Raw genomic sequence first — 25,745 nt, 5'->3', positions numbered from 1 at the left:
GTCCGGCGGAAGACGTCCCGCCGTTGTGCAGACTCGCCGCGCCGCCCATACGGTCGTCGTGGGAGGTCGGTGATGCGAAGCCAGTACGAATACCTGATGGTGCTGGGTGTGTGCGTGCTCATCACGCTGCCCCTGGAGTGGATGGGACGCGGCGTCTACCGCCGTGGCCCGGATCTGGCGCGTGCCATCGCGCCCGTGCTGCTCGTCCTCGCCGTCTGGGACGTCGTCGCGATCGTGCGGGGCCATTGGAGCTTCCACCCCGAGGCCACGACGGGGGTGTTGCTCGGAGGGCTGCTGCCGATCGAGGAAGTCCTGTTCTTCGTGGTGATCCCGCTCTGCGCGGTGCTCACCTACGAGGCCGTGCGCGGACATTCGAAGCGCTGGTTGCGTGATGGTTGATGGAGTACTCGGTCGCCGCGATGGCGGCGGTGGCAGTGGTGCTGCTGCTGGAGTTCTTCTTGCTGCGCACGGGTTTGTTCAAGCGTCCGGCGTACTGGATCACGATGGCGATCGTGCTCGGGTTCCAGGTGCCGGTGGACGGGTGGCTGACGAAGCTCGACGCGCCGATCGTGTTGTACGCGGACTGGGCGATCAGTGGGGTGCGGGTGCCGTGGGACATCCCGGTGGAGGACTTCCTCTACGGGTTCGCCATGGTCACCGCCGTCTTGTTGTTGTGGGAACGGGGAAGGCCGGCACGTGAACAAGCTTGAGGTACCGGGGAAGTTCGACCGGGCAGCCCGCGGTTACGACCTCCTGGTCGGGCTCAACCCCGGCTATCACCAGGCGCTGCGCCTCTCCGCGCGAGCGCTCGGCCTGCGGCCCGGTATGCGGGTGCTCGACCTGGGCTGCGGCACGGGCGCCTCCACCGCGGCGCTGGTCGCGGCCGCGCCCGGCGTGGAGATCGTCGCCGTGGACGCCTCGGCGGGCATGATCGCACGGGCGAGGGAGAAGCGCTGGCCCGCCACGGTGAGGTTCGTGCACAGCCGCGCCGAGGACGTGGACGAGGGCGAGTTCGACGCGGTGTTCGCCGCGTACCTGGTGCGCAACCTGCCCGAGCCGGACGCGACGCTAACCCGGATCAAGGACCTGCTCAAACCCGGCGGAACGCTGGTGCTGCACGAGTACTCGGTGCGCGACTCCCCGGTGAGCACCTTGGTGTGGACGCTGCTGTGCGGGTTCATCGTGCCGGCGGGGTGGCTGGTCACCGGCGACCGCTCGCTCTACACCTACCTGTGGCGCAGCGTGATGGACTTCGACGGGGCGACCACGCTGCGGGACAGGTTGCGGCGCAACGGCTTCGTCGGCGTGCGCAGCGCGCCGCTGCCGGGCCTGCAACTCGGTGTCGTGCACACCTTCCGCGGCCACGTGCCGGAACAGGAGCAGCGGTGAGGGATCGCAAGGCCGTGCGGATCCCGGCCCCGGCCGGCCGTGCGCAGTTCGAAGGCACCGCGCCCGTCGTCGTCGTGGTGGGCGGTGGCATCGCCGGACTCTCCGCCGCGACGCTGCTCGCCGAGCGCGGGGCGCAGGTCGTGCTGTGCGAACGGGAGGACTACCTGGGCGGACGGGTCGGCGGCTGGAGCACCAGGCTCGCGGACGGCAGCGACGCCACCATGACGCGCGGCTTCCACGCGTTCTTCCGGCAGTACTACAACCTCCGGGCCCTGCTCGAACGCGTCGACCCGGCCGGACGTGCCCTGGTCGCGGTGCCGGACTACCCGTTGCAGCACGCGTCCGGCCACCGGGACGGCTTCGCGAACCTCCCGAAGACCGTGCCGTGGAACGTCCTCGCGTTCCTGCGCAGCAGCCCCACGTTCCGCTGGCGCGACCTGCCCGGCGTCAACGCGCGGGCCGCGCTGTCGCTGCTCGACGTGTCGGTGCCGCGGGTGTACGAGGAGCTCGACGGCATCGACGCCGCGACCTACCTGGAACGGATCCGCTTCCCCGAGGCCGCGCACGCCCTCGCCTTCGAGGTGTTCTCCCGCAGCTTCTTCGCCCACCCGACCCGCATGTCGGCCGCGGAGCTCGCGGTGATGTTCCACATCTACTTCCTCGGTTCCAGCGAAGGGCTGCTGTTCGACGTGGCCGCGGACCCGTTCCCGCACGGCCTGTGGGAGCCGCTGCGGCGCCACCTGGCCCTGCTGGGCGCGACGGTGTGCACGGGCACCGAGGTCAGGTCCGTGCTGCCGGGGGAGGACAAGCGGTTCTCCGTCACCATCGGCGACGGCGCGATCGAGGCGGACGCCGTGGTGCTCGCCGCGGACGTCCCGGGCCTGCGGTCACTCGTCGGCGACTCGCCCGCGCTCGGCGACGCCGCGTGGCGCGAGAAGGTCGGCGGGCTGCGCACCGCACCCCGGTTCCTCGTGTCGAGGTACTGGCTGGACACGCCGGTGGACGCGGACCGGCCCGGTTTCCTCGGCACCGGCGGCCACGACCTGCTCGACAACATCAGCGTGCTCAACCACTACGAGCACGAGGCACGGGCCTGGGCCGCACGCACGGGTGGTTCCGTGGTGGAACTGCACGGCTACGCGCTGCCGTCCGATGTGGACGAACAGGACGCGCGCGCCCGGCTCTGGACGCAGCTCACCGAGGTCTACCCGGAGACCAAGCGGGCGGGCGTCGTCGACGAGCGCCACGAGCTGCGCGAGGACTGCCCGCTCTTCCCGGCCGGCGGGTACGCGGGACGGCCCGGCGTCACCACACCGGACGACTTCCTGGTGGTGGCGGGAGATCTCGTGCGCATCGACCTGCCGGTCGCGCTCATGGAACGCGCGGCCACCACCGGTTTCGCCGCCGCCAACCACCTGCTGAGCCGCTGGGGCGTCGCGGGCACCGACCTGTGGACGGTGTCGGCCGAGGGCCGCGCTCCGCTGCTGCGCGCGGCCGCCCGACGCTGGAGGACGCTGTGATCGTCGTGGTGGGAGCCGGTCTCGCGGGCCTGAGCGCCGCGCTCGAACTGGCTGCGGCGGGCGTCGAGGTCACCGTGCTCGAGGCGGGCGACGAGGTCGGTGGCCGGGTGCGGACCGACGTCGAGGACGGCGTGCGGTTCGACCGCGGGTTCCAGATCATGCTGCCCGCCTACCCCGAGCTGGAGCGGCTGGGCCTGGAGCCGTTCCCGTTGCGGCACTTCAGGCCGGGCGTGTTCGTGCACGACGACGGCAGGCACGACCTGCTCGCCGATCCGCGCAGCGGGCCGGCGGCCTGGGACGGGTTCCTGCGCCAGCACGTCCTGGGCGTGCGGGACGTAGCGGCGATCGCCCGGTTCTCGGGTCCGGACGCCTTCGGTCCGGTGCGGCCGTTGTTCACCGCGCCGGACCGCACGACCCGCGAGGCGCTGCGACGGCTGGGGGTGTCCGGCCGCGCGGTCGAGGCCGTGTTCCGGCCGTTCCTGTCCGGTGTGTTCCTGGAATCGGAGCTGAGCACGTCGTCGCGGTTCTTCCACCTGGTGTGGCGCAGTTTCGCCCGCGGTGGCGCCGCGGTGCCGGCGCTCGGCATGGGGGAGTTGCCGAAGGCGATGGCGGAACGGCTGCCCCAGGACGTCGTCCAGCTGGAGACCGCCGTCCGGGCGGTGCACGACGACGGTGTGGAGCTGGAGGAGGGCGGCCGGGTCGCCGCCGACGCCGTGGTGGTGGCGACGGACGGCACGACCGCGGCCCGCCTGCTGCCGGGCCTGGCCGAGCCGCGCTGGAACGGCGTGACCACGTGGTACTTCCGCCCGCCGCGGTCCCCGCTGCGCGACGGGTGCCTGGTCATCGACGCCGGTGGCGGCCCGGTCGTGAACACGGCGGTGATGTCGGAGGTGTCGCGCCCGTACTCGCCGCACGCTCCACTGGTGCAGGCCTCGGTGCTCGGCGAAGCGTCCGAGCAGGCCGTGCGCACGCACCTGGATCGCCTCTACGGCACGGACACCAGCCGGTGGGAGGTGCTGCGGCGTTACGACATCCCGCACGCGATTCCCGCGATGACCGCGCCCCACCGGTTGAAGCAGTCCGTTCGCGCGGGCGGCCGCCGGTACGTGTGCGGTGACCACCGCGACACCAGCTCGATCCAGGGAGCACTGCACTCGGGACGCAGGGCCGCGCACGCCGTGCTGGCCGACCTGCGTGGTGATCGGTGACGACGCTGCTGCTGTTCGGCGACCAGCTCGGCCCGCAGTTCCACGCAGGCCACGACGAGATCGTGATGGTCGAGTCGGCGGCGGCCCTGCGCCGCAGGCCGTACCACCGGCAGAAGCTGCACCTGGTGCTGTCCGGCATGCGGCACCTCGCCGCCGAGTTCCCCGGCCGCGTCACGCTCGTGCGGGCGAACACCTACCGCGAGGCGATCCGGGACCTGGGACGGCCGCTGGTGGCCTACCAGCCGGGTTCGGCCTCCGCGCTCCAGATGCTGACCGAACTCGGTGTGGAGGTGCTGCCCACCCCCGCGTTCGCGTTGTCCCGCGACGAGTTCTCCGCGTGGGCGGGCGCACGCGGACGGTTCCTGATGGAGGACTTCTACCACTACCAGCGCACCCGCTTCGACGTGCTGATGGAGGGCGAGGTCCCGGTGGGCGGCCGCTGGAACTTCGACACCGAGAACCGCGAGCCACCACCGAAACGCGGAAGGCTCGGCGTTCCGGCTCCCTTCTGGCCGGAAGAGGACGACATCGACGCCGGGGTGCGCGCGGACCTCGACGCGATGGACCTGCCCGCGGTGGGCAGGGACGGCCCGCGCCGCTTCGCCATCACTCGGGAGGAGGCGCTCAGCGCGCTGGAGGTCTTCCTCCGCGACCGCCTCCCGCACTTCGGCCCGCACGAGGACGCCGTGCTGGCCAAGGACTGGACGATGGCGCACTCGCTGTTGTCGGTGCCGCTCAACCACGGGCTCCTGCACCCGCTGGAGGTCGTCTACGCGGCGGAGGACGCGTACCGCGCCGGCGACGCGCCGCTGGCGAGCGTCGAGGGCTTCGTCCGGCAGGTGCTCGGCTGGCGCGAGTACGTGTGGCACCTGTACTGGCACTTGGGCCCGGAGTACCGGCGCAGCAACGGTTTCCGCGCCACCGCCCCGCTGCCGTCGTGGTGGGCGGAGCTGCGGCCCGCCATGGTGCGCGCGGCGTGCCTGCGGACCGCGTTGGAAGGCGTCCGCGACCACGGCTGGGTGCACCACATCCAGCGGCTGATGGTGCTCGGCAACCACGCGCTGCAACGCGGTTACGACCCGGCCGCGCTCAACGACTGGTTCGTCACGTCGTTCGTGGACGGCTTCCCGTGGGTGATGCCGGTGAACGTGATCGGCATGAGCCAGCACGCGGACGGCGGCGTGATCGCGACCAAGCCGTACCTCAGCGGCGGCGCGTACCTCAACCGCATGACCGACCACTGCGCGACGTGCTGGTTCGACCCGAAGCGGCGCACGGGCGAACGAGCGTGCCCGTTCACCGCGGGGTACTGGGCGTGGCTCGACCGGCACGAGGACCGGGTGAGCGGCAACCACCGCATGACGCGAGCCGTGCAGGGGCTGCGGCGCATCTCCGACCTGGACGAGGTCCGGGCGGGAGAACGCGACCGGAAGATCTTCTAGCGGTCCACCACGAGCCCGATCGCCTCGGTCAGGGACATCGGCCTGCGCACGAACGACGGCAGCGCCACGCCCTCCCACCCGGAACCGGCGACCGCGACCACCGCCCCCGAGCGCGTGCCGAGCTCGTCCAGAGGCACCCGAAGCGCCAGGTCCTGCCGGTGCGCCCAGATCAGCACGACCTGCGGGCACAAGCGGGCCACCGCGTCGCACAACGCCTCGGCGGGCACCCGCGCCCCGAGGTTGCCCCACCTGTGGTCCTGTTCGGACAGTGCGGCGCCGAGCGCTTCCAGCGGCAGCCAATGCTGTTCGTCCGGTGCGCACGACAGCAACATGGACAGCGGCGCGGGCCTGGTCGTGCGCGGGATCCCGCGTAACGCGTGCAGGACGCTCCCACTCGCCAGGTGCTCGATCTCCACGCCCTGCCCGCTCGTGGCGACCAGTTCGCCGAGTTCCACCAGTGCCGGTACGAACACCGCGTCCCATGCGGCCACGACACCGTGCGCGGCGAGGAGCTTCGCGGCGATGTCGGCCATCGCGGGTTCGTCGAGACGTTTCGCGGCGCCCAGGAAACTCTGCTGGGCCACCGAGGCTTCCGCGGAGCCGATCGGAGTGCGTTCGCCGCCGGGCGGAGCCACCGGCTGCTTGCGTGCCAGCACCGCCGCGGCGGACGCGGCCACGCCCTGCGCGGTCAGCGCCAGCATCCGGCGCAGCACCTCGACGTCCGCGTCCTCGTAGCGGCGATGGCCGCCGTCGGTGCGAACGGAGGGCCCCAGGCCGTAGCGCTGGTCCCAGGTCCTGAGCGTGGTGGGGGCGATGCCGAGCATCCCGGCCACAGCACGAGGCGTGTACGTCACGTCCTGCGTGCGCGCTTCGCAAGCATCGCCCTCAACTCACTCTCTCCGAGTCCACCCCAGATGCCGAAGGTCTCGTGGACCTCCAGCGCGTGCGATCGACATTTTTCCATGACCGGGCAGCGCTGGCAGATGGCCTTCGCCGCGGCCTCGCGCTGGTCACGCGCGGAGCCGCGTTCGTTGGGCGTGTGGAAGAAGTAGGCGCTGTCCATGCCGCGGCACAGACCGGCCAGCTGCCAGTCCCAGGATTCCGCGACCGGCTGAGGCAGACGGGACAGTTCAGGCATGACGAGCACGTCCTCCGTGAGTCGACCTCGATGGGGACACCATCCTAAAATCGACTCAGAAACGACGCAACTCGGGGTCCTCAGTCCGGGAACTGCCCCTTCCGGCGTAGTTCGTACCGGCGTTCGGCGTAGGCGAGGTCATCGCGCCACAGCCGTGCCGCAGCCCAGCGCATGACCGGCCGCAACGCCCCCGCCACCGGCTTGGCCAGCGCGAACCCCGGACGCTCCGAGTGCGCGATGGTCGCCTCCACCACCGCGGTGCGGCCGTCGCGGATCGGGGTCGCGTGCGTCTCGACGACGCTGCCCTCACCCTCGCCCTCGACGATGTGCATCACGACGGTGCGCGGCTCCGGGCAGCTGAACGCGGCGATGACCGGGACTCCGACGCGGCCGGCGAGCCGGAACGTCACCTCCACGAGGAAGCGGTCGTCCGAGTCGGTGGGGGTCTCCAGGACGTGCAGGTTCGCGAACGAGTACGGGTGGAACCACGCGCCGTGCCACGGGTCGAGGCGGTTCGCCACCACGTCCTCGGGGTCGCAGCGGCCGATGAGCGTGGCCACCGCGTCGATCGATCCGGCCGGCGGCCGCTCCGGCAGCACCGGGGCGGGCAGGGGGTCCTCGCCCCCGGCCCGGTCGAGGCGGACCCACACCAGCACGCCGTCGTCGTGCGCGGGGAACGGCGTCCAGGCGCCGAACCGCGTGCCGTCGAGCGCGAGGCCATGCCAGCGGCAGATCAGCTTGCCCTCGGCCACGGCGCCGTCGCACAGCGGAGCGCCGAGGTGGGGGCACGATCCCGAGCCGGCCAGGAGCACGCCGTGGGGCCCGCGCCAGAGCACGACCTCCTGACCCGCGATGGTGCGGCCGCACGGCTTGCCCTTCACGACGTCGCGGCTCGCACCGGCGACGAACCAGTTGCCGGACGGCCGCGCGGTGGCGCGCTTGAGCGCCGACTCGATCAGCGCGGGCTTGGCGTCCTGCCACGTCGGCCGCTGCTCGCGCCACGGCGGGCTGTCGTAGATCCGCAGCGGGATCCGGTCGCGCATGGTCTTCCTCTCCTCAGGCCGCACGGGCGAACACCGCCCTGGCCAATGCGGGCAGGGCGACGGCGAGGCGCCTGCCGTTCGACACGACCACGCGGCGCGACAGCACGTCGCAGTCCGCGTGCTCGACGAGGTCGAGGATCCGCCCGTAGAGCCGGTAGGCGGTGAGCACGCACGGCCTGGAACGCGGCGCCAGCATGCCGATGCCCGGCCAGGCCCGTTCGTAGACCTGCCGCGCCCTGCGCACCTGGTCCCGCAGCGCGGCCCGCACCTGCTGGTCGGCCCGGCCCTCCGCCCGCGCGCGCATCAGTCGTTCGCGGTCGACGCCGAACGCCGCGAGCTCGTCGGCGGGCAGGTACACCCGGCCGCGGTCGAGGTCCTCGCCGATGTCGCGGATGAAGTTGGTGAGCTGGAACGCGACGCCGAGCGCGGCCGCCGCGGGCTCCGCCTCCGCGCGGGGCACGCTGGTGCCGAGCACCGGCAGCACCTGCAGGCCGATCACGGCGGCGGATCCGTGCACGTACTGTTCGAGATCGGTGAAAGTGGGGTAGTCGGTGACGGTGAGATCCATCCGCATCGACTCCATGAAGTCCTGGAAATGCCGCACCGGGATGTCGTAGCGGTGCACGGTGTCGACCAGCGCCGCCAGCACCGGGTCGTCCGTCGCCCCGTCCCTGAGCGCTGTCTGCAGGCGCCCGTCGATCGCCAGCAGCGCGGCGGACTTCTCGTCCGGTCCACTGTGGAGGTCGTCGACGACGTCGTCCACCCACCGGGCGAACCCGTACAGCGCGTGCACGGCGGGCCGTTGCTCCGCGCTGAGCAACCTGGTTGCCAGGTAGTAGGTCCGGCCGTGCTGTGCGTTGAGCTCACGGCAGCGCCGGTACGCGTCGCGCAACGCCGGCGCGGTGACGCCCGCGGCGTCCAGTTCGCGTTCAGCCGACATCAGCGGTCCTTTCGCGGAGGAGTTGCCTCCACGCTAAGTCCGCGAGTTGCCCTTCGCACAACGGCGGTGCTCATCATGCAGATCACCTGTCGCGCTGCTTAGCTCGAAAAGCCGAACACCGACCCACTCCCGGGGGAACGCCGATGTCGCTGCTGACCAGCGTGGACGCTCGCACGTCGCAGGTGGACGACTTCCGCGTCCTGCTCGACGGCGCACTGCACGACTTCCTGCTCGCCAGGCAGGACCTCGCCCCCGAGCTCGCCGCCGAGCTGCGGGAGCTGATCCTCGCCGGAGGCAAGAGGATCAGGCCGACGTTCGCCTGGTGGGGATGGCGCGCGGGAGGCGGCTCGCCGCCGGTGGACGCCGTGGTGCAGGCGATGGTGGCCCTGGAACTGCTGCAATGCTGCGCGCTGGTGCACGACGACGTGATGGACCGCTCGGCGACCAGGCGGGGCAAGCCGTCGGTGCACGAGTCCTTCGCGGCCCGGCACCGGCGGGAGCGGTGGGCCGCGAGCGCCCGCCAGTACGGCGACTCCGCGGCGATCCTGGTCGGCGACCTCGCGCTGGCGTGGGCGGACGACGCGCTGGTGACCGCGGGCCTGCCCGCCGACGCCCTGAGTCGCGCCTGGGGGCCGTGGCAGGCGATGCGCACCGAGATGATCATGGGTCAGCACCTCGACCTCCTCGCCGTCGCACGACGCGAGGAGTCGCTGGAGCACTCAGTCCGCGTGGCGGCGCTCAAGACCGCCGCCTACACGGTGGAACGGCCGCTGCACCTCGGCGCCGCCCTCGCGGGAGCCGACGACGACGTCGTGGACTGCCTGCGCGCGTACGGCCATGACATCGGCGTCGCCTTCCAGTTGAGAGACGACCTGATCGGTGTGTTCGGTGACTCCTCGGTCACCGGGAAGCCGGTGGGGGAGGACCTGAGAGAGGGCAAGCGGACGCCGCTGATGTCCATCGCCCTCTCTCGCGCGCAGGGCAACCCCGTGGCGCAGAGGCTGCTCCGGCGGTGCCTGGAGAGCGGCGTCGTCAGCGACCGTACTGTCGACGACGTGCGCGCCCTGCTCGTGGAACTCGGAGCCGTCGCCGCCGTGGAGAAGCACATCGAGAAGCTGGCGGGGACGGGCATGGCGGCGCTGGACCGCGCGGCCATCCCCAGCGACGCGCGTCACGAGCTGATGCGCCTCGCTGACCGCGCCGTGACGCGAACGACCTGAGGGGAACGCAGTGGTGCACGTGGTGAAAGGCCGCACGGACCGGGTGGTCGTGGTCGGCGCGGGTCTCTCGGGACTCTCGGCGGCGCTGCACCTGCGCGGCGCGGGGCACGAGGTGACGGTCCTCGAACGGCACCCGCACCCCGGCGGGCTCGCGGGCAGGCTCGACGTCCGCGGCCACCGGATCGACACCGGCCCGACCGTGCTGACGATGCCGGAACTGCTGGACGACGCGTTCGCCGCCGTGGGCCACAAGCGCGAGGACCACCTGGAACTGCTGCCGCTGCACCCCGCCTACCGCGCGACGTTCTCCGACGGCTCGGCGCTCGACGTGCACACCGACGCCGGCCGCATGGAGCAGGCGGTGCGCGACTTCGCGGGGGACCGGGAGGCCCAGGGGTACCTCGACCTGCGGGCCTGGCTCACGAAGCTGTACGACGTGGAACGCGACAGGTTCATCGGCGCGAGCTTCGACTCGCCGCTCGACCTCGTGGGCCCCGACCTGGCGAGGCTCGCCAGGCTCGGCGGTTTCGGCTCGCTGGCGAAGGCGGTGGGCCGGTTCCTGCACGACGACCGGCTCCGGCGCGTCTTCACCTTCCAGTCCCTCTACGCCGGCGTCGCACCGAAGGACGCCCTCGCCGCTTATGCCGTCATCGCTTACATGGACACCATCGCGGGCGTGTGGTTCCCGCGCGGCGGCATGCGCGCTGTGCCGCAGGCGTTGGCCGACGCGGCCGCCGAGGCCGGAGTCGTGTTCCGCTACGGCGTCGAGGTCGAGGAGCTCGAACGGACCGGTCACCGGGTGAACGCGGTGCGCACGGCCGACAGCCGGTTCCCCTGCGACGCCGTCGTCCTGGCCACCGGACCCGCCCAGAGCACCCGGCTGCTGCGCGGCGAACCGCGCCGGGTCGTGCCCCTGCGCTGGTCGCCGTCCGCGGTCGTGGTGCACCTCAGCTCCGGCCGCGTGGCCGACGACCTCGCCCACCACACGATCTCCTTCGGCGACAAGTGGAACGGCACCTTCGACGAGATCATCCGGCAGGGAAAGCTGATGAGCGACCCGTCGCTGCTGCTCACCACGCCCTCCCTGACCGACCCCGCGCTGGCGCCGGAGGGCAGGCACCTGCAGTACCTGCTCGCGCCCTGCCCGAACCTCGACGCCGCCCCGCTGCGCTGGGACGCGCTGGCGCACCGGTACGCCGAGGAGCTCGTCGACGAGATGTCGGCGCGCAAGCTCCTCGTCGACGCCGAGCCGCTCGCGGTCGTGACCCCGGACGATTGGGCGCGGGACGGCCAAGCCGCCGGCACGCCGTTCTCGGCCGCCCACACGTTCGCCCAGACCGGCCCGTTCCGGCCGGGCAACCTGCCGTTCCGGGACGGCAACGTCGTGCTGGCGGGCAGCGGCACCACCCCCGGCGTCGGCATCCCCCCGGTGCTGATCTCGGGCAGGCTCGCCGCGGAGCGCCTGCGGCGGTGAGCACCGTCGAGCAGCGGCTGGAGCGGGCGGTCCTGGACCTGGTCGAGGCCCGCGGACCGGGCAAGTCGATCTGCCCGTCGGAAGCCGCCCGCGCTGTCGGCGAGGACGGATGGCGCGACCTCATGGAACCGGCTCGCGCGGTCGCACGGGAGCTCGCGGCCCAAGGCCGGGTCGTGGTCACCAGCGGCGACCGGGTGCTGTCGCCCTCCGACGAGTGGCACGGACCCATTCGCATCCGCCACCCGTGAGAGCGCTTTCTCTCCTAGGGTGAGGAGGATGAGGCGGGCACTGGCGACATCCCTGGCTGCTGTTGTTCTGGTCATCTCGGCGGGAGCAGCGCACGCCGACCCCGCGAGACCCGTCGCGTGGGCGCCGTGCCCGGACAACCCCGACGGCGAGTGCGGAACGCTGAACGTGCCGCTGGACTGGAAGAAGCCGTGGGGCCGGCGCATCGACCTCGCGATCGCACGTCATCGCGCGACCGATCCGGCGCGACGGCTGGGTGTGCTGGTGGTCGACCCCGGCGGCCCTGGCGGCTCGGCGGCGGAGTTCGCGCTCTCCGGCCTGTTCAGCCCGGAGGTCCGCGCCCGGTTCGACATCGTCGGCATCGACCAGCGGGGCACGGGCGGCAGCCTGGCGATTCGCTGCGCCGACCTCATGCCCGGCGGGCCGTCGACCCACCCCCGGGACGAGGCCGGGTTCACCGCGCTGTTGCGGCACAACCAGAACGTGCTCGCGCAGTGCCGCGAACGCAGCGGTCCGATCTTCGACCACGCCGACGGCGCCGGCGTTGCCCAGGACATGGACGCGGCACGGCGAGCTCTGGGCGAAAAGAAGATCAGCTACTTCGGGCTGTCGTACGGCACGACGTTCGGCCAGGTGTACGCCGAGAGGTTCGGCCGCAACCTCCGGGCGATGGTCCTCGACAGCGTGGTCGACCACAGCGTCGACCTCGCACGGTTCGTGGGAGACCGGGCGGCCGCCTCGGACGACGCGTTCCGGGAGTTCGAGAAGTGGTGCGCCGGCACGACCTCCTGCGTTCTGCACGGGCAGGACGTCCGCGCGGCGTGGGAGGCGGCGCTCGTCCGCGCCGACGGTGAGCCGGGCGGGCGGCAGCGACTGCTCGACGACATGTACTTCGCGTTGCGCGGCCCCGAGTGGGAGTACGCGGCGGACCTCATCACGGGCCGGACGGGGCTGCGGGCCCAGGCCTTCGAACCCAACTACGAGTCGGTCCGGCTGGCCTCGGTGTGCCAGGACTTCTCCCTGCGCATCAGGAACTTCCGCGAGTACGAGCGGCTGCGGGCCGAGGAGCTCCGCCGGGCGCCGATCATGCGCGGCAGCTTCCTCGGCCACGACGAGGCCACCGCGTGCATCGGCGTTCCCGGGCCGCCCGCCAACCCGCCCCACCGCCTCGACATCAGCGACGCGCCGAAGATCCTCGTGGTCAACGCGAAGCACGACCCGACGACCCCGCACGCGTGGGCCGTCGACATCCGGCGCCAGGCGCCGCGCAACACCGCGTTGCTGACCTACGAGGGATGGGGCCACATCGCCTATCCCCGCAGCGCCTGCACGCGCGGCGGGGTCGACGACTACCTGATCGATCTCAAGGTGCCCGCGGTCAGCTGTCCTGCCGTGCCGCGGTGATGAAGTCGCGGTACCAGTGGTAGCTGGCCCGCGGTGTGCGTTCCAGCGTCTGGTAGTCGACGTGCACCAGGCCGAACCGGTGCTTGTAGCCGTGCGCCCACTCGAAGTTGTCGAGCAGCGACCAGCAGAAGTAGCCGCGCAGGTCCACGTCCGCCGCCCGCGCCGCCGCGATGTGGTCGCGCAGGTAGGAGATGCGCTCGGTGTCCTCGAAGCCCTCCACGTCGGGGTAGACGCAGCCGTTCTCGGTGACGTAGACGGGCGGCAGGGCGGGGTGCCGTGCCTTGAGGTCCGCCAGCGCGGTCGTCATGCCGGCCGGTTCGACGGGCCAGCCCATGCCGGTGCGCGGGACGTCCGGCAGCTGCGTCGTGTCGACGCCGATGTCGTGCGCCGTGCGCCTGGCGGGGTCGGGCTCGCGGTGCGGCGCGTCGGCGACGTGCAGCCGGTAGTAGTAATTGAGGCCGACGTAGTCCAGCGGCTGCCCGATGACCTCCAGGTCGCCGTCCTGCCGGAACGAGAAGTCGCTGATGTCACCGAACATCGACGTCAGCTCGTCCGGGTAGGCGGAGCCGAACAGCGGGTCGGTGAACTGCCTGCGCAGCAGGACGTCCTGGCGGTTCGCCGCGGCGACGTCGGCGGGCGAGTCCGTGACGGGCACGGCGGGGGACTGGTTGAGCACGATGCCGAACTCCTGCTCGGCCAGCCCGTTCGCTCGCATGGACTGCACGGCGAGGCCGTGGCCCAGCAGCAGGTGGTGCACCGCCGCCAGCGCGCCGTGGCCCTCGCGCGCACCGGGGGCGTGCCGGCCTTCGCCGTAGCCCACGACCGAGGAGCAGTACGGCTCGTTCAGCGTGGTCCACTTCCTGACCACGTCACCGAGTTCCTCGTGCACGACGGCGGCGTAGTCGGCGAACCGGTGGGCCGTGTCGCGGTTGCGCCAGCCGCCCTCGTCCTCCAGCGCCTGGGGCAGGTCCCAGTGGTACAGCGTCAGGAAGGGCTCGATCCCCTTGCCCAGCAACGACTCGACGAGCCGCCGGTAGAAGTCGAGACCACGCCGCTCGACCTTGCCGTGCCCCTCGGGCAGGATCCGCGACCACGACACCGAGAACCGGTAGGCGTCGACCCCCAGGTTCGCGAGCAGCTGCACGTCCTCGGGCCAGCGGTGGTAGTGGTCCGCGGCCACGTCCCCGGTGTCGCCGGACGCGACGGCACCGGGCACCTGGGCGAAGGTGTCCCAGATGGACGGACCGCGGCCGTCGAGCCGTGCGGCCCCTTCGATCTGGAAGGCCGAGGTGGCCACACCCCAGCGAAAACCGTCAGGAAAGCTCACAGCAGTCTCCAAAAGAAAGTCAGCCCTTGACGGCGCCGGACATGATGCCGCCGACGATCTGACGGCCGAACAACAGGAACACGGCCAGCACCGGCACCGTGCCGATCGTCGCGGCGGTCAGCACCAGCGTGTAGTCGGTGGTGTAGCCACTGGCCAAGGTGGACAGAGCGGTCTGGACCGTCGGGTTCTCCGGCGTGAGGACGACCAGGGGCCAGAAGAAGTCGTTCCACGCCTGCATGAAGGTGAACAGGCCCAGCACGGCCGCCGCCGGACGCGCCGCGGGCAGTGCGACGTGCCAGAACAGCCGCAGCGAGTGGCAGCCGTCCATCCGGCCCGCCTCCAGCAGCTCGTCCGGGATCGCCCGCTCGAAGTACTGGCGCATGAAGAACACGCCGAACGCGGTCACGAGGCCCGGCACGATCACCGCGTGGATCTCGCCGGCCCAGCCGAACTCGGCCATCATGATGTAGAGCGGGATGATGCCGAGCTCGGTCGGGATCGCCTGCGTGCCGATGATGAGCAGCAGCAGGATGTTGCGGCCGCGGAACTTCAGCTTGGCGAACGCGAAGCCCGCCAGTGTCGAGAACAGCACCACCGAGATGGTCACCGTGCCCGCCACCACGATGGAGTTCACCAGCGCCAGCGCGAAGTCGGTGGTGTCGAAGACGCGGGCGATGTTCGCGAAGAGGTGCCCGCCCGGCACCAGGACGGGCGGCACGCTGTCGATCGCGTCCGGTGTCTGCGAGGACACCACGAACGACCAGTACACCGGGAAGGCGGACCCGGCGAGGATCGCGATCAGGGCGGCGTAGGTCCACGGCCCCGCCACGCGCCTGGCCAGCCTGCGCGCCTTCGCCGCGGGCCCGGTGGGCGGCGCCGGCGCGGGGCGTTCCAGCACAGCGGTCATGGGGTCACTCCGTCCGGATCCGTTTGGTCACCAGGTAGCCGAGTCCGGCGACGATGACGGTGGCGATGGCCAGCACGACCGCGATCGACGAGCTGTAGCCGAAGTCGTACTTCGTGAAGCCCTGCTCGTAGAGGTACAGCGCGGCGGTCTGGAACTGCCGGTCGGAGCCGCCCGTCGCCGCCGCGGCGCCGGGGTTGAACAGCAGCGGCTCGGCGAGCAGCCGCATGTTGCCGGTGGTCGCGATGATCGTCGTGAAGATGATCTGCGGCCGCAGCAGCGGAACCGTGATGCGCCAGAACTGCTGACGGCCGCTCGCGCCGTCCAGGGTCGCCGCCTCGTACAGGGTCGGTGAGATCGCCTGCATCGACGCCAGGAAGATCAGCGCGTGGTAGCCCGTCCAGCGCCACACCACCATCACGGCGATCGCGATGTGCGACGAGGCCGTGCCCGCCTGCCAGTCGATCTGTCCCGCGCCGAACAGGTCCAGCACCCAGTTGACCAGGCCGAAGTCCCGGCCGAACAGCTGCGCGAAGATGATCGTCACCGCCGCCACCGAGGTGATGTTCGGCAGGATCACACCCATCCGGAACAGCGTGCGGGTGCGGACCTTGCGGTTGAGCAGCTGCGCGATGAACAGCGCGAACAGGATCTGCGGAACCGTGGTGAGCAGCCACAGGCTGAGCGTGTTGCCCATGGCGTTCCAGAAGTACGGGTCCGCCATCAGCTTGACGTAGTTCGCGAACCACACGAACGTCGCCGCTTCGGACTCGAGCAGGTTGCGGTCCTGCAGCGAGACCCAGATCGTGTAGAGGAGGGGGAACAGCCCGAAGACACCGAAGATCAGGAAGTACGGCGCCACGTATCCGTACGGCGCGAACTTCGTGTCCCACCGGTGCCTTTTGGCCGTCTTGTCCATCAAGACCATGTCAGCGCATCACTTCTGGACGTCGCCGACGAACTGGTTCCACGACTCGTCGCCGTTCTGCTTGCCCTGCTCGACGCGCTGCATCGCGTTGCCGATCGCGGTCTGGATGTCGCCCGCCTTCGGACCCTGGTACTGCGGGTTCAGCTTCTTCGCCGCGTCGGTGAACAGCTTGCCGATGGGGGCGTCGTTGAAGTACGGGTTCTTGTAGTCGACGATCGACGGGTCCTCGTAGAGCTTCGGGGCAGACGGCAGCAGCCCGGCGCTCTTGAACACCTTGGCCTGCTGCTCGGGCGCGGTCAGCCACGCCGCCAGCTCCACGGCCTTGTCGATGTTCTTGCCCGACTTGGGAACCGTGAGGTACGAGCCGCCCCAGTTGCCGCCACCGCCCGGCACGGACGTGACGTCCCACTTGCCGGCGGCCTCCGGACCGGCCTGGTCCTTGATCTTCGCCATCTGCCAGGCGGGGCAGGTCACGGTCGCGAACTGGCCCTGCTTGAAGCCGGTGTTCCAGACGGGCGTGGAGTAGAGCAGCTTCGAGGACAGCCCGGACTGCACGCCGTCGACGACGAGGTCCCAGCCCGCCTTGATCTCCTTGTTGTCACCGACGACGATCTTGTCGGACTTGTCGTAGTAGCCGACGGACGCCTGGCCGACGATGGCGTTGAGCACGGTCGGACCGCCGTCGAACCACTTCACGCCCTCGGGCGCCTTCTCCTGGAACTTCTTGCCCGCGGCCATGAAGTCCTGCCAGGTCGGCCACAGCGCGGCGACCTGGTCGCGGTCGGCCGGCAGCCCGGCGTTCTGCAGCAGGTCGCGGCGGTAGCAGATGGCCAGGCCGCCGATGTCGGTGCCGTAGCCGATCTGCTTGCCCTCCTTGCTGAGCGAGCCCTCCCATTTCCACGGCAGCCAGCGGTCCTTCAGCTGGTCACCGCCCTTGGTGTTGAGGTCGACGAACTTGTCCGGCGTGGCCTTGAACTGGTTGATGTAGCCGGTGTCGACCGCCTCGATGTCCGCGGCGCCGCTGCTGGTGGCGAGGTGGGCGGCGAGGTTCTTGTGGTGGTCGGAGTACGACGCGGTGCGGTCCGAGATCTCGACGTCGGGGTGCGCGGCGGCGTACTCCTTGAGCAGCTCGGCGTACCCGAAGTTGCCGAACAGGCCGATGGTCAGCTTCGTCTTGCCGCCGGACGCGGTGTCACTGCCGCAACCGCTGAGCACGACGGCGGTCGCCAGTGCCGCGCAGCCGAGTACGAGTGCTTTGGGGCGCATTTTCCTGGCCTCCGTTGTTTTTTGGGCGCGCTCGACCAGAGATGTGGTTCTCCGGGAAGATTTGTGTGGCGCCTATGACAGCGGTGTTACGCGCCTCCAGTCAAGTAACGAAACGATAAACAGATCAACTCGCCCAGGCGTTTGACTAGGAGAAGTGCTGCTCCTAGGGTCTATGTAACCGCTTACGGTGAAACGGGAGGCCCTGATGGCGACCGGGCGAGAGATCGCCCAGCTCTGCGGCGTGTCCGTCGCGACGGTGTCGCGCGTCTTCAACCAGCCGGAAACGGTGAACGGGGACACGCGTGAACGCGTGCTGCGCGTCGCGAAAGAGCTGGACTACCGGCCCAACGAGTCCGCCCGTGCGTTGTCGACGAAGCAGTCGACGATGATCGGACTGGTCTGGGACACCGATCACCGCAGGCCGGGCTGGCGCCACCCGTACCTGCAGGACCTGCTGATAGGCCTGAAGTCCGCCCTGAGCGCGCACGGCTACCACCTGCTGATGCTCGCGACCAGCGGCGACGCCCGCGAGGTCGGCGCGTCGCTCGCGGACCCGGTCGGCTACGTGAACATGACCCGCCGCCACCACCTCGGCGGCCTCGTCCTGATCGACAGCGGCTCCGACGCCGAGGCCTTCGGCGCCTTCGCCCAGTCCGGAGTCCCGTGCGTGGCGCTCGACGTGGCCGTCGAGGGACCCCGGGCCACCTACGTCACGTCCGACAACGCCGGCGGCGCCCGAGCGGCGGTCGCCCACCTCGTCGGCCTCGGCCACTCGCGGATCGCCACGATCACCGGCCCACCCGGCAACCAGCCGTCCGACGCCCGTCTTTCGGGCTACCGCGAGGCGTTGCGGGACGCGGGTGTCGAGCCGCGCGCTGACTACGTCGTCGCCGGCGACTTCTACCGGGCGAGCGGAATCGCTGCCATGCAACGCTTTCTGGCTCTGGACGAGCCGCCTACCGCGGTGTTCGCATCCAGTGACGAGATGGCGGTCGGTGCGTTGCTCGCCGCCCGTGCGGCCGGGTTGCGGGTGCCGCGGGACCTGGCGCTGGTCGGCTTCGACGACATCGAGATCGCGTCGGTGGTCGAACCGGCGCTGACCACGGTGGCGCAGGACAAGCCCGGGTTCGGGGTGGCGGCGGCCAAGGCGATCATGGCGATGATCACCGGGAGTGGGCCGGACGGGCCCGTGGTCCTTCCGGCGCAGCTGGTGGTCAGGGATTCCTGCGGAGCGCGCCAGGTGTGAGGTCGAGGTGACGGCGCCGGCGTCCTACTGAGGGCGCTGGTCCTCTGTGGACGTTGCCGCCGCGATCAGCGCGATCAGCTGCTGCCGGAAGTGGTCGTAGTCCTCGACGGCGCCGAGCAGCGTGTCGGACTCGCGTTCCTCGCGGCGGGCGGCGGCGAGGGCTCGGCGGCCCGCCGGAGTGATCTTCACCGAGGTGCGGCGGCGGTCCTTCGTGTCCTGGCTGCGCACCACGTGGCCGCCTCGGTCGAGGTGGTCGATCGTGCGGCTCATGGTCTGGTCGGTGACCCGGCAGAGCAGGGCCAGTTCGCGTTGTGAGCGCGGGCCGTCTGCCAGGTGGTGCAGGGTGATCATGCCGGCGTGGGTGAGGCCTCTGGTCGCCAGGAAGTCCTCGAAGCGCTTCTCGACGACGCGGGCCGCCACGGACAGGAGCCTGCCGGTGGGCCAGGAGGCGACGTCCGCGCCCACCTGGTCCGGGCGGTCGGCCACCGCCAGCTCGTCTCCCTCGGCCACGGCCCCATCATCCCAGACCCGCCCGATCACCCCACGGCGGTCCCGAACGGCATGCTGGTCACGGGCGTGTCGCCGGCGATCGCGGACGCGATCGCAGCCGCCGCAGGCGGGTAGGCGAGCTCGCCGAGGCCTCCCAGCGGTGCGTCCGACCGCACGATGGTGACGTCGATGTCGGGTGTCTGGCCTATCCGCGCCCACCGGTAGTCGCCGAAGGACGACTCCGCCACCGCGCCCTCCCGGACAGTGATCTGCGCACCGAGCACAGTGGACAGCGCGTCGACCACGCAGCCCTCGACCTGCGCGCGGACACCGGACGGGTGCAGCGCCACGCCGACGTCGACGGCCGCGTGCACGCGCAGCACCTTGCGTGAGCCCGGTTCGGCGACGGCGATCACCGCGATCGCGGAGCCGTACTCCTCCAGGCACGCGACGCCGCGTGAGGTGCCGGGTGCGGGCGGCCTGGTCCAGTGGGCGCGGTCGGCGACGGCGTCGAGGACCTTGTGCAGGCGCGAGCCGGCGGGCAGCAGTGAACGGCGCAGTGCGACCTGGTCGAGGCCGGACCTCCTGCCGATCTCGCTGAGGAAGTTCTCCTCGGCGTAGACGAACTGTCCCGCGTAGACGGACCGCCAGAACCCGGTGCGCAGCGGCGCGGGCCGCACGACGACCGAGACCTCGCCGGGCACGGTGTAGGGGAAGTGGTCGCCGCTGGCCTTGATCAGGGCGGGGTTGGCGAAGAACGGCAGGACGGTCAACGGCCAGGTGACGACCTCGTGGGCCCTTCGGACGGGCAGACCGTCCGAACCGATCTCCGCGGACATCCGGTGCACGGACATGGGCCGGTAGGAATCGTTGCGCATGTCGTCGGCCCTGGTCCACAGCACCTGGACCGGAGCGCCCGCACGCCGTGAACAGGCCACCGCCTCCAGCACGGGATCGGGTTCGATGCGCCGCCCGAACGCGCCGCCCGACGCCGTTGCCTCCACCCGCACGGACGCGGCGGGCACGCCGAGCTGGCGGGCCAGTTGGGTGCGCAGGCCGCCGGGATCCTGCGTGGGAGCCCAGATGGTCACGCCATCCGGACGGACGTGCGCGGTGGCGTTCATCGGTTCCATCGGCGCGTGCGCGAGCAACGGCATGGAGTAGACCTGCTGGACGCCGGCGATCGGGGCCTGGGCGGGCAACGCCGCGCGCAGGTCCGCGAGCCACGCGCGGCTGTCGGCGGTGGGTGTGCCGCCGCGCCAGGTGATCCGCAGCGCGTCGCGACCCCGCAACGCCTGGTGGGTCGACCGGGCGATGACCGCGACGCCGCCCTGCCCGTCGGCCGGTGCGGTGAGGGTGAGGACGTCGACCACGCCCGGCAGAGCACGGGTCGCGGTGTCGTCGACCGTGTCGGGGACCGCGCCGATCCACGGCGGGCGCGCGACCACGGCGACCAGACCTCCGGGCGGCCGGGCGTCGATGCCGTACCTGGTGCGTCCGGTCACGACGTCGCGGGCGTCCACGCGTCCGCCGCGGGTCTTGCCCAGCAGCCGCCACTTCTCCGGTGGGGTGAGCTCGACGGGCACGGTGGCGGGATCGAGCGCGGCCGCGGCACGGACCAGCGCCCGGTAGGGGAGCTTGCCGCGGCGCGGGTGGCACACGAAGCCGTCGCGAGCGGTGCATTCGGCGACCGGCACGCGCCAGCGCTGCGCGGCCGCGGTGACGAGCAGGCAGCGCGCGGTCGCGGCGGCCGTGCGGATCGGCGTGCTGAGCTGCCGCACCGAGGTCGAGTTCGCCACGGCCTGCGAGCCGAAGCGTTCGGTGTCACCGGGTGCCTGCTCCAGCGAGACGTCGCCGGCTTGCACCGCCAGTTCCTCGGCGACCATCAGCGCGACCACGGTCCGCACTCCCTGGCCGGTGTCCGGGCGGGGCACGGTCGCGGTGATCCGGCCCGCGTCGTCCAGCCGCACGAAGACGTTCGGCACGAGCCCCTCCGCGGCGAGCGCGGGCACCGGCACCGCGACGACCAGCGCGCCGACTCCCGCGCCGCGCAACAACGTCCGCCTGCTGATCACCGTTCCTCCCTCATGATCCGGCTCGCGCGGCGCACGGCGTCGCGGATGCGGGGGTAGCTGCCGCAGCGGCACACGTTGTCGCGAAGGGCTTCCTCGATCGCCGCGTCGTCGGGGTCGGGGTCACGGGCGAGCAGCGCCGCCGCGGCCATGACCTGGCCCGGCTGGCAGTAACCGCACTGCGCCACGTCGAGCTCGCGCCACGCCCGCTGCACCGGGTGGTCCCCATCGCGGGACAGCCCCTCGATCGTCGTGATCCTGGTCTGCGCGCTGTCGGCCGCCGTGCGCACGCAGGGCCGCGCCGCCGCACCGTCCACATGGGACGTGCACGCACCGCACAGGCCGACCCCGCATCCGTACTTGACGCCCGTCAGCCCCAGCTCGTCACGCAACACCCACAGCAGGGGAGTGTCTCCGTCGACGTCGACCTCGCGCCGTTCACCGTTGACGCGCAACAGATATCGGGCCACCGCGATCCCCTCCTGATTTGCTCAGTGCGCTGAACGTATCACGCCGGGCAATGCATAATGCTCAGCATGCTGAACGAATTGCGGCGGCCCGGCCGCAGTGTCCTCGTGTGGGGCGTGGTGGCAAGTGCGCTGCTCACTGGCCTGGTGTGGCTGCTAGGTCAACGGCTGCACGGCGTCGCGCTGCTGCCCGACCAGGGAGCCTCCTGGTACTACTGGAAGTTGCCGGACCCCACCTTCTGGAGCAGGGCGTCCGCCTGGGTGGGCTACGCGGCGCACCAACTCGTGTCCTGGGGCCTGATCTACTACGCGCAGACCAGGATCCGGCGCTACACCACCGGCCTGCACCGCATCAACGTCGTCGCGCTCGCCGCGAACGGCGCGTTCATCGGCCTGCACGCCCTGCAGACCCAGGTGTTCTACGACGGTCTCGCCCAGGACGTCTCGATCTTCAGCTCGCAGGGCTCCGTCGTCCTGCTGCTGGTCGCCGTCCTGCTGATGGAGAACCGCCGCCGCGGCCTTGTGCTGACCTGGTCCGCGCCCATCTCGGAGCAGGTCGTCGGGTTCGCGCGCCGCTACCACGGCTACCTGTTCAGCTGGGCCGCGATCTACACGTTCTGGTACCACCCGATGGAGTCGAGCAGCGGGCACCTCATCGGGTTCTTCTACATGTTCCTGCTGCTCGTGCAGAGCAGTCTGATGTTCACCAGGTCCCACACGAACCGCTGGTGGACGATGACCCTCGAACTGCTCGTGGCCGTGCACGGCACGCTGGTCGCCGTGATGAACTCCGGCCCCAACGGCATGTGGCCGATGTTCTTCTTCGGCTTCGTGGCGATCTTCGTGCTCACCCAGATGCACGGCGTCGGCCTGAGCAAGGCGGCACGGTGGTGGATCGGCGGCACGTTCGTCGTCGGCGCGCTCGCGGTCTACTCCTGGCGCGGCCTGGGCAGGATCGACGAGGTCGTGCGCATCCCGTTGATCGAGTACCTGCTGGTGGCCGTGCTCGCCCTGCTGATCTGGGCGGGCATCAGGCTCGCCCGCCTCGGCCGCTCATGAGGAACGCGTCATCGCTGCTTCGCGGGGCGGCTGGCCGACTCGATCAACTTCGTCGCGACGTCACGCAGCTTGGTGTTCGCACGTTGCGACTGCTCCACGAGCATCTTGAACGCCTCGTCCGCGTCGCAGGTGTGCACCGCCATCAGCACGCCCTTGGCCTGCTCGATCACGGCTCGCGACTCCAGGGCCTGTTCCAGTTGCCCGACCCGGCCCTGCGAGTGCCGCCACCGCTGGGCGCTGGTGATCGTCGCCGACGCGGCCGTCGTGAACAGCCGCATGAGCCCTTCGTCGAACGGGTCGAAGGCCGCCGCGGTGTAGCTGTATACGTTGAGCGTGCCGATGTGCCGCGCCTTGATGTCGTCCGAGGCGGGCAGGATGACCGGCACCGACAGGTAGGCGCGGACACCGGCGGCCTCGGCCGCGGTCTCGAACTCCGGCCACAGATCGCGGTGCTCGCCGATCACCGCCCGCACGGGCTTCAGCTCGAGCGCGGCCTCCAGGCACGGCCCGCGGCCGGAGTCGTACTGCTCCGTGTCGAGCGCGACCAGACGCGGGTCGGTGGCCGCCGCGGTGTGCGGCTGGTCCGGGGTCACCACGGACACGGTCACCGCGTCGGCGTCGGGCAGGGCCCTGGCGGCGGTCTCCGCGACCCGCTGCAACGCGTCTTCGAGGGGCTCCTCGCTGGTGAACGCATCGCGCAGCTCAGTCAACGCCTCGGTCGCCTCGTCCAGGCGCGACACCGGATCCGGGCGTGCCCCGTCAACCGGTCTCATCGATCCCGTCTGCACGTAGTCGGCCATGCCGCGGCGCCCCTTCATAGGCAGTGGAGTCCCCGGCGCCGGCTGCTCGACGCACGTCCAGCGCATCGTACGGCCACCGGTGACACGTGCCCTGTGAGCACCGAAACCGGTGCCGGCGACGGGTCGCTGCAAGGTCTCAACTTCCCGTGCCGGCACCGGCCGGACCTCCCGAGGGAGGTCCTCCGTTGCGAACACGCGCGCGCGTTCGGCGATGTGGCAATACCCGGCCGGTGTCGTGCCCACACCGCCTGATGCCGATCAATGTGAGCCGGTGAGCTGGCCGGACAGCTTGGTGTGGAGCTGTTCGCTGTGCGGGTTGAGGCCGATGATCTCCGCTTCGACGCCGCGCGCGGCGAACTTCGCGGTGACCGCGTCGAGGGTGGCGACCGCCGAGCTGTCCCACACGTGGGCACGGGAGAGGTCGACGACCACTTTGGACACCGCGTCGGTGTAGTCGAACGCGTGCATGAGTTCGTTGGTGGAGGCGAAGAACAGCTCACCGGTCACCGAGTAGACGCGGATGCCGCCGTCCGGGTCGAGGACGCTCGAGACCTCGACGAGGTGGGCGACGCGGCGCGCGAAGAAGATCGCGGAGAGCAGTGCTCCCGCCAGCACGCCGAGCGCGAGGTTGTGGGTGGCGACGACCGTGCCGACGGTGACGACCATCACGGCGGTCTCGCTCTTCGGTGTGCGGCGCAGGGAGGAGATCCTGATGCTGGTCCAGTCGAACGTGCTGACCGACACGAAGACCATGACCGCGACGAGCGCCGCCATCGGGATCAGCGAGACGACCGGGCCGAGGACGAAGACGAGCACCAGCAGGAACACTCCGGCGGCGAGCGTCGACAGGCGCGTGCGGCCGCCGGACTTCACGTTGATCATCGACTGGCCGATCATCGCGCAGCCCGCCATGCCACCGAGGAAACCGGTGGCGATGTTGGCGATGCCCTGGCCGCGGACCTCCGTGCCCTTGTTGGAGCCCGTGTCGGTGATGTCGTCGAGCAGTTGCGCGGTGAGCAGCGACTCGATCAGGCCTACTGCGGCGAGCGTCAGCGCGTAAGGCGCGATGATGCCGAGGGTCTCCAGCGTGAACGGCACCATCGGCAGGCCGAAGCCGGGCAGCGCGGACGGCAGCTCGCCCTGGTCGCCGACCGTGGGCACGGAGATGTGCAGGAACACCGTGAGAGCGGTGACCACGACGATCGCGACCAGTGGCGCGGGCACGGCCTTGGTGAGGCGGGGGAGCAGGTAGATGATCCCGAGCCCGAGCACGGCCAGCGCGATGACGGGCCAGCCGCCACTGGTGATGTGGGGGACCTGCGCGGCGAACAGCAGGATCGCGAGCGCGTCGACGAAACCGACCATGACGGTGCGCGGCACGAACCGCATGAGCCTGTGCACGCCGAGCAGTCCGAAGAGGATCTGGAACACACCGGTCAGGACCGTGGCGGCGAACATGTACTCGACACCGTGGTCCCGCACCAGCCCCACGAGCACCAGCGCCATCGCGCCGGTCGCGGCGGAGATCATGGCGGGACGGCCGCCCGCGAACGCGATGATGATCGCGATGGTGAACGACGCGTAGAGGCCCACCTTCGGGTCCACCCCGGCGATCACGGAGAACGACAACGCCTCCGGGATCAGGGCGAGTGCGACGACCAGGCCGGACAACAGATCCGCGCGCGGGTTCGAGAACCACGCCGTGCGGACGCGCTGCGGCAGGGACGGCCGTGGGACGGCCTGGAACGAGGACATCGACACCTCGGGGAACGGCGAGCACGCCGAAGGCGGTACCTCGCGTGGGGGAGAGGGTCGCGACCGCTGCGGCGCGACGGAGCCGAACTCTACCGTGACGTGAGAGTAGGGTTGGCGTCGGCTGCGATGATCGTGAGCAACGTCTCCAGGCGGCTAGTGGTGTGGCCCGGAGGTTGCCGGGGGAATTCGCGGTCAGACGGGTGCATCGTGGTGTCGCCCCCACGTCCTCGTGCTGGTTGTACGGGGGCGTGGGGGCGGCGCCGCGGGGCGCCCTGCTGAGCGTGGATTACCTCGCCGACATTCCGGGTCACGCCACTAGTGTCCTGCGCCGGAAATTCGCCTGCAAAAGCGTGCGAGTGACTCGAGGATCTCTTCGGCGGTCTTGGTCCACAGGAACGGCCGTGGGTG

25 protein-coding genes are annotated in these 25,745 nt (G+C 71.0%); 12 read left to right on the top strand and 13 right to left on the bottom strand.

Annotation, left to right across the window (positions count from 1 at the left end; all coding sequences use genetic code 11):
* The first annotated feature begins 72 nt into the window (after positions 1-72).
* The 6 genes from LX88_RS22090 to LX88_RS22065 are packed head-to-tail and all read left to right on the top strand — an operon-like array spanning position 73 to position 5,559.
* Positions 73-399, top strand: coding sequence for a lycopene cyclase domain-containing protein (locus tag LX88_RS22090; protein WP_258949702.1), 327 nt, complete (start codon positions 73-75; stop codon positions 397-399).
* Positions 399-710 carry a lycopene cyclase domain-containing protein gene (locus tag LX88_RS22085; RefSeq protein WP_258949701.1) on the top strand — a complete coding sequence of 104 codons (312 nt, stop codon included), beginning with the start codon at positions 399-401 and terminating at the stop codon, positions 708-710. Before LX88_RS22090 ends, LX88_RS22085 begins: the two co-directional genes overlap by 1 nt.
* The gene (locus tag LX88_RS22080) at positions 697-1,389 is read left to right on the top strand and encodes a class I SAM-dependent methyltransferase (protein WP_258949700.1); all 693 of its coding nucleotides are present in this window, start codon (positions 697-699) and stop codon (positions 1,387-1,389) included. Before LX88_RS22085 ends, LX88_RS22080 begins: the two co-directional genes overlap by 14 nt.
* A complete protein-coding gene (locus tag LX88_RS22075; protein ID WP_258949699.1) occupies positions 1,386-2,909 on the top strand; it encodes an FAD-dependent oxidoreductase in 1,524 nt (507 codons plus the stop codon). The genes LX88_RS22080 and LX88_RS22075 overlap by 4 nt, the downstream gene beginning before the upstream one ends.
* A complete protein-coding gene (locus LX88_RS22070; RefSeq protein WP_258949698.1) occupies positions 2,906-4,117 on the top strand; it encodes an NAD(P)/FAD-dependent oxidoreductase in 1,212 nt (403 codons plus the stop codon). Before LX88_RS22075 ends, LX88_RS22070 begins: the two co-directional genes overlap by 4 nt.
* Positions 4,114-5,559, top strand: coding sequence for a cryptochrome/photolyase family protein (locus LX88_RS22065; protein ID WP_258949697.1), 1,446 nt, complete (start codon positions 4,114-4,116; stop codon positions 5,557-5,559). The genes LX88_RS22070 and LX88_RS22065 overlap by 4 nt, the downstream gene beginning before the upstream one ends.
* Here LX88_RS22065 and LX88_RS22060 read toward each other — a convergent pair.
* From LX88_RS22060 to LX88_RS22045, 4 genes are all read right to left on the bottom strand, one after another.
* Positions 5,556-6,413 carry a MerR family transcriptional regulator gene (locus tag LX88_RS22060; protein ID WP_258949696.1) on the bottom strand — a complete coding sequence of 286 codons (858 nt, stop codon included), beginning with the start codon at positions 6,411-6,413 and terminating at the stop codon, positions 5,556-5,558. The genes LX88_RS22065 and LX88_RS22060 overlap by 4 nt on opposite strands.
* A complete protein-coding gene (locus tag LX88_RS22055) occupies positions 6,410-6,697 on the bottom strand; it encodes a WhiB family transcriptional regulator (RefSeq protein ID WP_090063512.1) in 288 nt (95 codons plus the stop codon). Before LX88_RS22055 ends, LX88_RS22060 begins: the two co-directional genes overlap by 4 nt.
* An 80-nt stretch (positions 6,698-6,777) precedes the next feature.
* On the bottom strand, positions 6,778-7,740 hold the full coding sequence (locus LX88_RS22050) for a Rieske (2Fe-2S) protein (protein WP_258949695.1): 963 nt from the start codon (positions 7,738-7,740) through the stop codon (positions 6,778-6,780).
* 13 nt (positions 7,741-7,753) lie between these two features.
* A complete protein-coding gene (locus LX88_RS22045) occupies positions 7,754-8,680 on the bottom strand; it encodes a phytoene/squalene synthase family protein (RefSeq protein ID WP_258949694.1) in 927 nt (308 codons plus the stop codon).
* 143 nt (positions 8,681-8,823) lie between these two features.
* On the opposite strand from LX88_RS22045, the gene LX88_RS22040 reads away from it, so the two are divergent.
* Genes LX88_RS22040 through LX88_RS22025 form a run of 4 tightly spaced genes read left to right on the top strand, consistent with a single transcriptional unit; the run spans position 8,824 to position 13,024 of the window.
* Positions 8,824-9,900, top strand: a complete 1,077-nt coding sequence (locus LX88_RS22040; RefSeq protein WP_258949693.1) for a polyprenyl synthetase family protein — start codon at positions 8,824-8,826, stop codon at positions 9,898-9,900.
* Between the two features lie 13 nt (positions 9,901-9,913).
* On the top strand, positions 9,914-11,374 hold the full coding sequence (crtI, locus tag LX88_RS22035) for a phytoene desaturase family protein (RefSeq protein WP_258950154.1): 1,461 nt from the start codon (positions 9,914-9,916) through the stop codon (positions 11,372-11,374).
* Positions 11,371-11,622: a DUF3253 domain-containing protein gene (locus LX88_RS22030; protein WP_258949692.1), complete on the top strand. Its 252-nt coding sequence runs from the start codon at positions 11,371-11,373 to the stop codon at positions 11,620-11,622. Before crtI ends, LX88_RS22030 begins: the two co-directional genes overlap by 4 nt.
* A 28-nt stretch (positions 11,623-11,650) precedes the next feature.
* Entirely contained in the window at positions 11,651-13,024 is a 1,374-nt protein-coding gene (locus LX88_RS22025) for an alpha/beta hydrolase (protein ID WP_258949691.1), read from the top strand.
* Here LX88_RS22025 and LX88_RS22020 read toward each other — a convergent pair.
* Genes LX88_RS22020 through LX88_RS22005 form a run of 4 tightly spaced genes read right to left on the bottom strand, consistent with a single transcriptional unit; the run spans position 12,999 to position 17,449 of the window.
* On the bottom strand, positions 12,999-14,351 hold the full coding sequence (locus LX88_RS22020) for a GH1 family beta-glucosidase (protein WP_258949690.1): 1,353 nt from the start codon (positions 14,349-14,351) through the stop codon (positions 12,999-13,001). The two genes, LX88_RS22025 and LX88_RS22020, sit on opposite strands and share 26 nt — an antisense overlap.
* A 19-nt stretch (positions 14,352-14,370) precedes the next feature.
* The gene (locus LX88_RS22015; protein WP_258949689.1) at positions 14,371-15,258 is read right to left on the bottom strand and encodes a carbohydrate ABC transporter permease; all 888 of its coding nucleotides are present in this window, start codon (positions 15,256-15,258) and stop codon (positions 14,371-14,373) included.
* 4 nt (positions 15,259-15,262) lie between these two features.
* The gene (locus LX88_RS22010) at positions 15,263-16,174 is read right to left on the bottom strand and encodes a carbohydrate ABC transporter permease (protein ID WP_258949688.1); all 912 of its coding nucleotides are present in this window, start codon (positions 16,172-16,174) and stop codon (positions 15,263-15,265) included.
* An 18-nt stretch (positions 16,175-16,192) separates the two neighbouring features.
* Positions 16,193-17,449, bottom strand: coding sequence for an ABC transporter substrate-binding protein (locus LX88_RS22005; RefSeq protein ID WP_258949687.1), 1,257 nt, complete (start codon positions 17,447-17,449; stop codon positions 16,193-16,195).
* A 205-nt stretch (positions 17,450-17,654) separates the two neighbouring features.
* Between LX88_RS22005 and LX88_RS22000 the strand changes: the two genes are divergently transcribed.
* Complete coding sequence (locus tag LX88_RS22000) at positions 17,655-18,695, top strand: LacI family DNA-binding transcriptional regulator (protein ID WP_258949686.1); 1,041 nt, start codon at positions 17,655-17,657, stop codon at positions 18,693-18,695.
* A 24-nt stretch (positions 18,696-18,719) separates the two neighbouring features.
* On the opposite strand, the gene LX88_RS21995 is transcribed toward LX88_RS22000, so the two are convergent.
* From LX88_RS21995 to LX88_RS21985, 3 genes are read right to left on the bottom strand one after another with little or no spacing between them, the layout of a single operon-like run.
* Positions 18,720-19,205, bottom strand: coding sequence for a MarR family winged helix-turn-helix transcriptional regulator (locus LX88_RS21995; protein WP_258949685.1), 486 nt, complete (start codon positions 19,203-19,205; stop codon positions 18,720-18,722).
* Between the two features lie 26 nt (positions 19,206-19,231).
* Positions 19,232-21,259, bottom strand: a complete 2,028-nt coding sequence (locus LX88_RS21990) for a xanthine dehydrogenase family protein molybdopterin-binding subunit (RefSeq protein WP_258949684.1) — start codon at positions 21,257-21,259, stop codon at positions 19,232-19,234.
* A complete protein-coding gene (locus LX88_RS21985; RefSeq protein ID WP_258949683.1) occupies positions 21,256-21,726 on the bottom strand; it encodes a (2Fe-2S)-binding protein in 471 nt (156 codons plus the stop codon). The genes LX88_RS21990 and LX88_RS21985 overlap by 4 nt, the downstream gene beginning before the upstream one ends.
* A 66-nt stretch (positions 21,727-21,792) precedes the next feature.
* On the opposite strand from LX88_RS21985, the gene LX88_RS21980 reads away from it, so the two are divergent.
* The gene (locus LX88_RS21980) at positions 21,793-22,782 is read left to right on the top strand and encodes a hypothetical protein (protein ID WP_258949682.1); all 990 of its coding nucleotides are present in this window, start codon (positions 21,793-21,795) and stop codon (positions 22,780-22,782) included.
* A gap of 8 nt (positions 22,783-22,790) precedes the next feature.
* Here LX88_RS21980 and LX88_RS21975 read toward each other — a convergent pair whose 3' ends face one another.
* On the bottom strand, positions 22,791-23,555 hold the full coding sequence (locus LX88_RS21975) for an ANTAR domain-containing response regulator (RefSeq protein WP_258949681.1): 765 nt from the start codon (positions 23,553-23,555) through the stop codon (positions 22,791-22,793).
* A gap of 285 nt (positions 23,556-23,840) precedes the next feature.
* On the bottom strand, positions 23,841-25,337 hold the full coding sequence (locus tag LX88_RS21970; protein ID WP_258949680.1) for a SulP family inorganic anion transporter: 1,497 nt from the start codon (positions 25,335-25,337) through the stop codon (positions 23,841-23,843).
* Between the last annotated feature and the right edge of the window lie 408 nt (positions 25,338-25,745).

The organism is Lentzea californiensis (genome assembly GCF_024648825.1).
Classification (GTDB): Bacteria; Actinomycetota; Actinomycetes; order Mycobacteriales; family Pseudonocardiaceae; genus Lentzea; species Lentzea californiensis.
The sequence above is the reverse complement of the archived record's forward strand: the minus strand, read 5'-3'. Positions and strand labels throughout refer to the sequence as shown.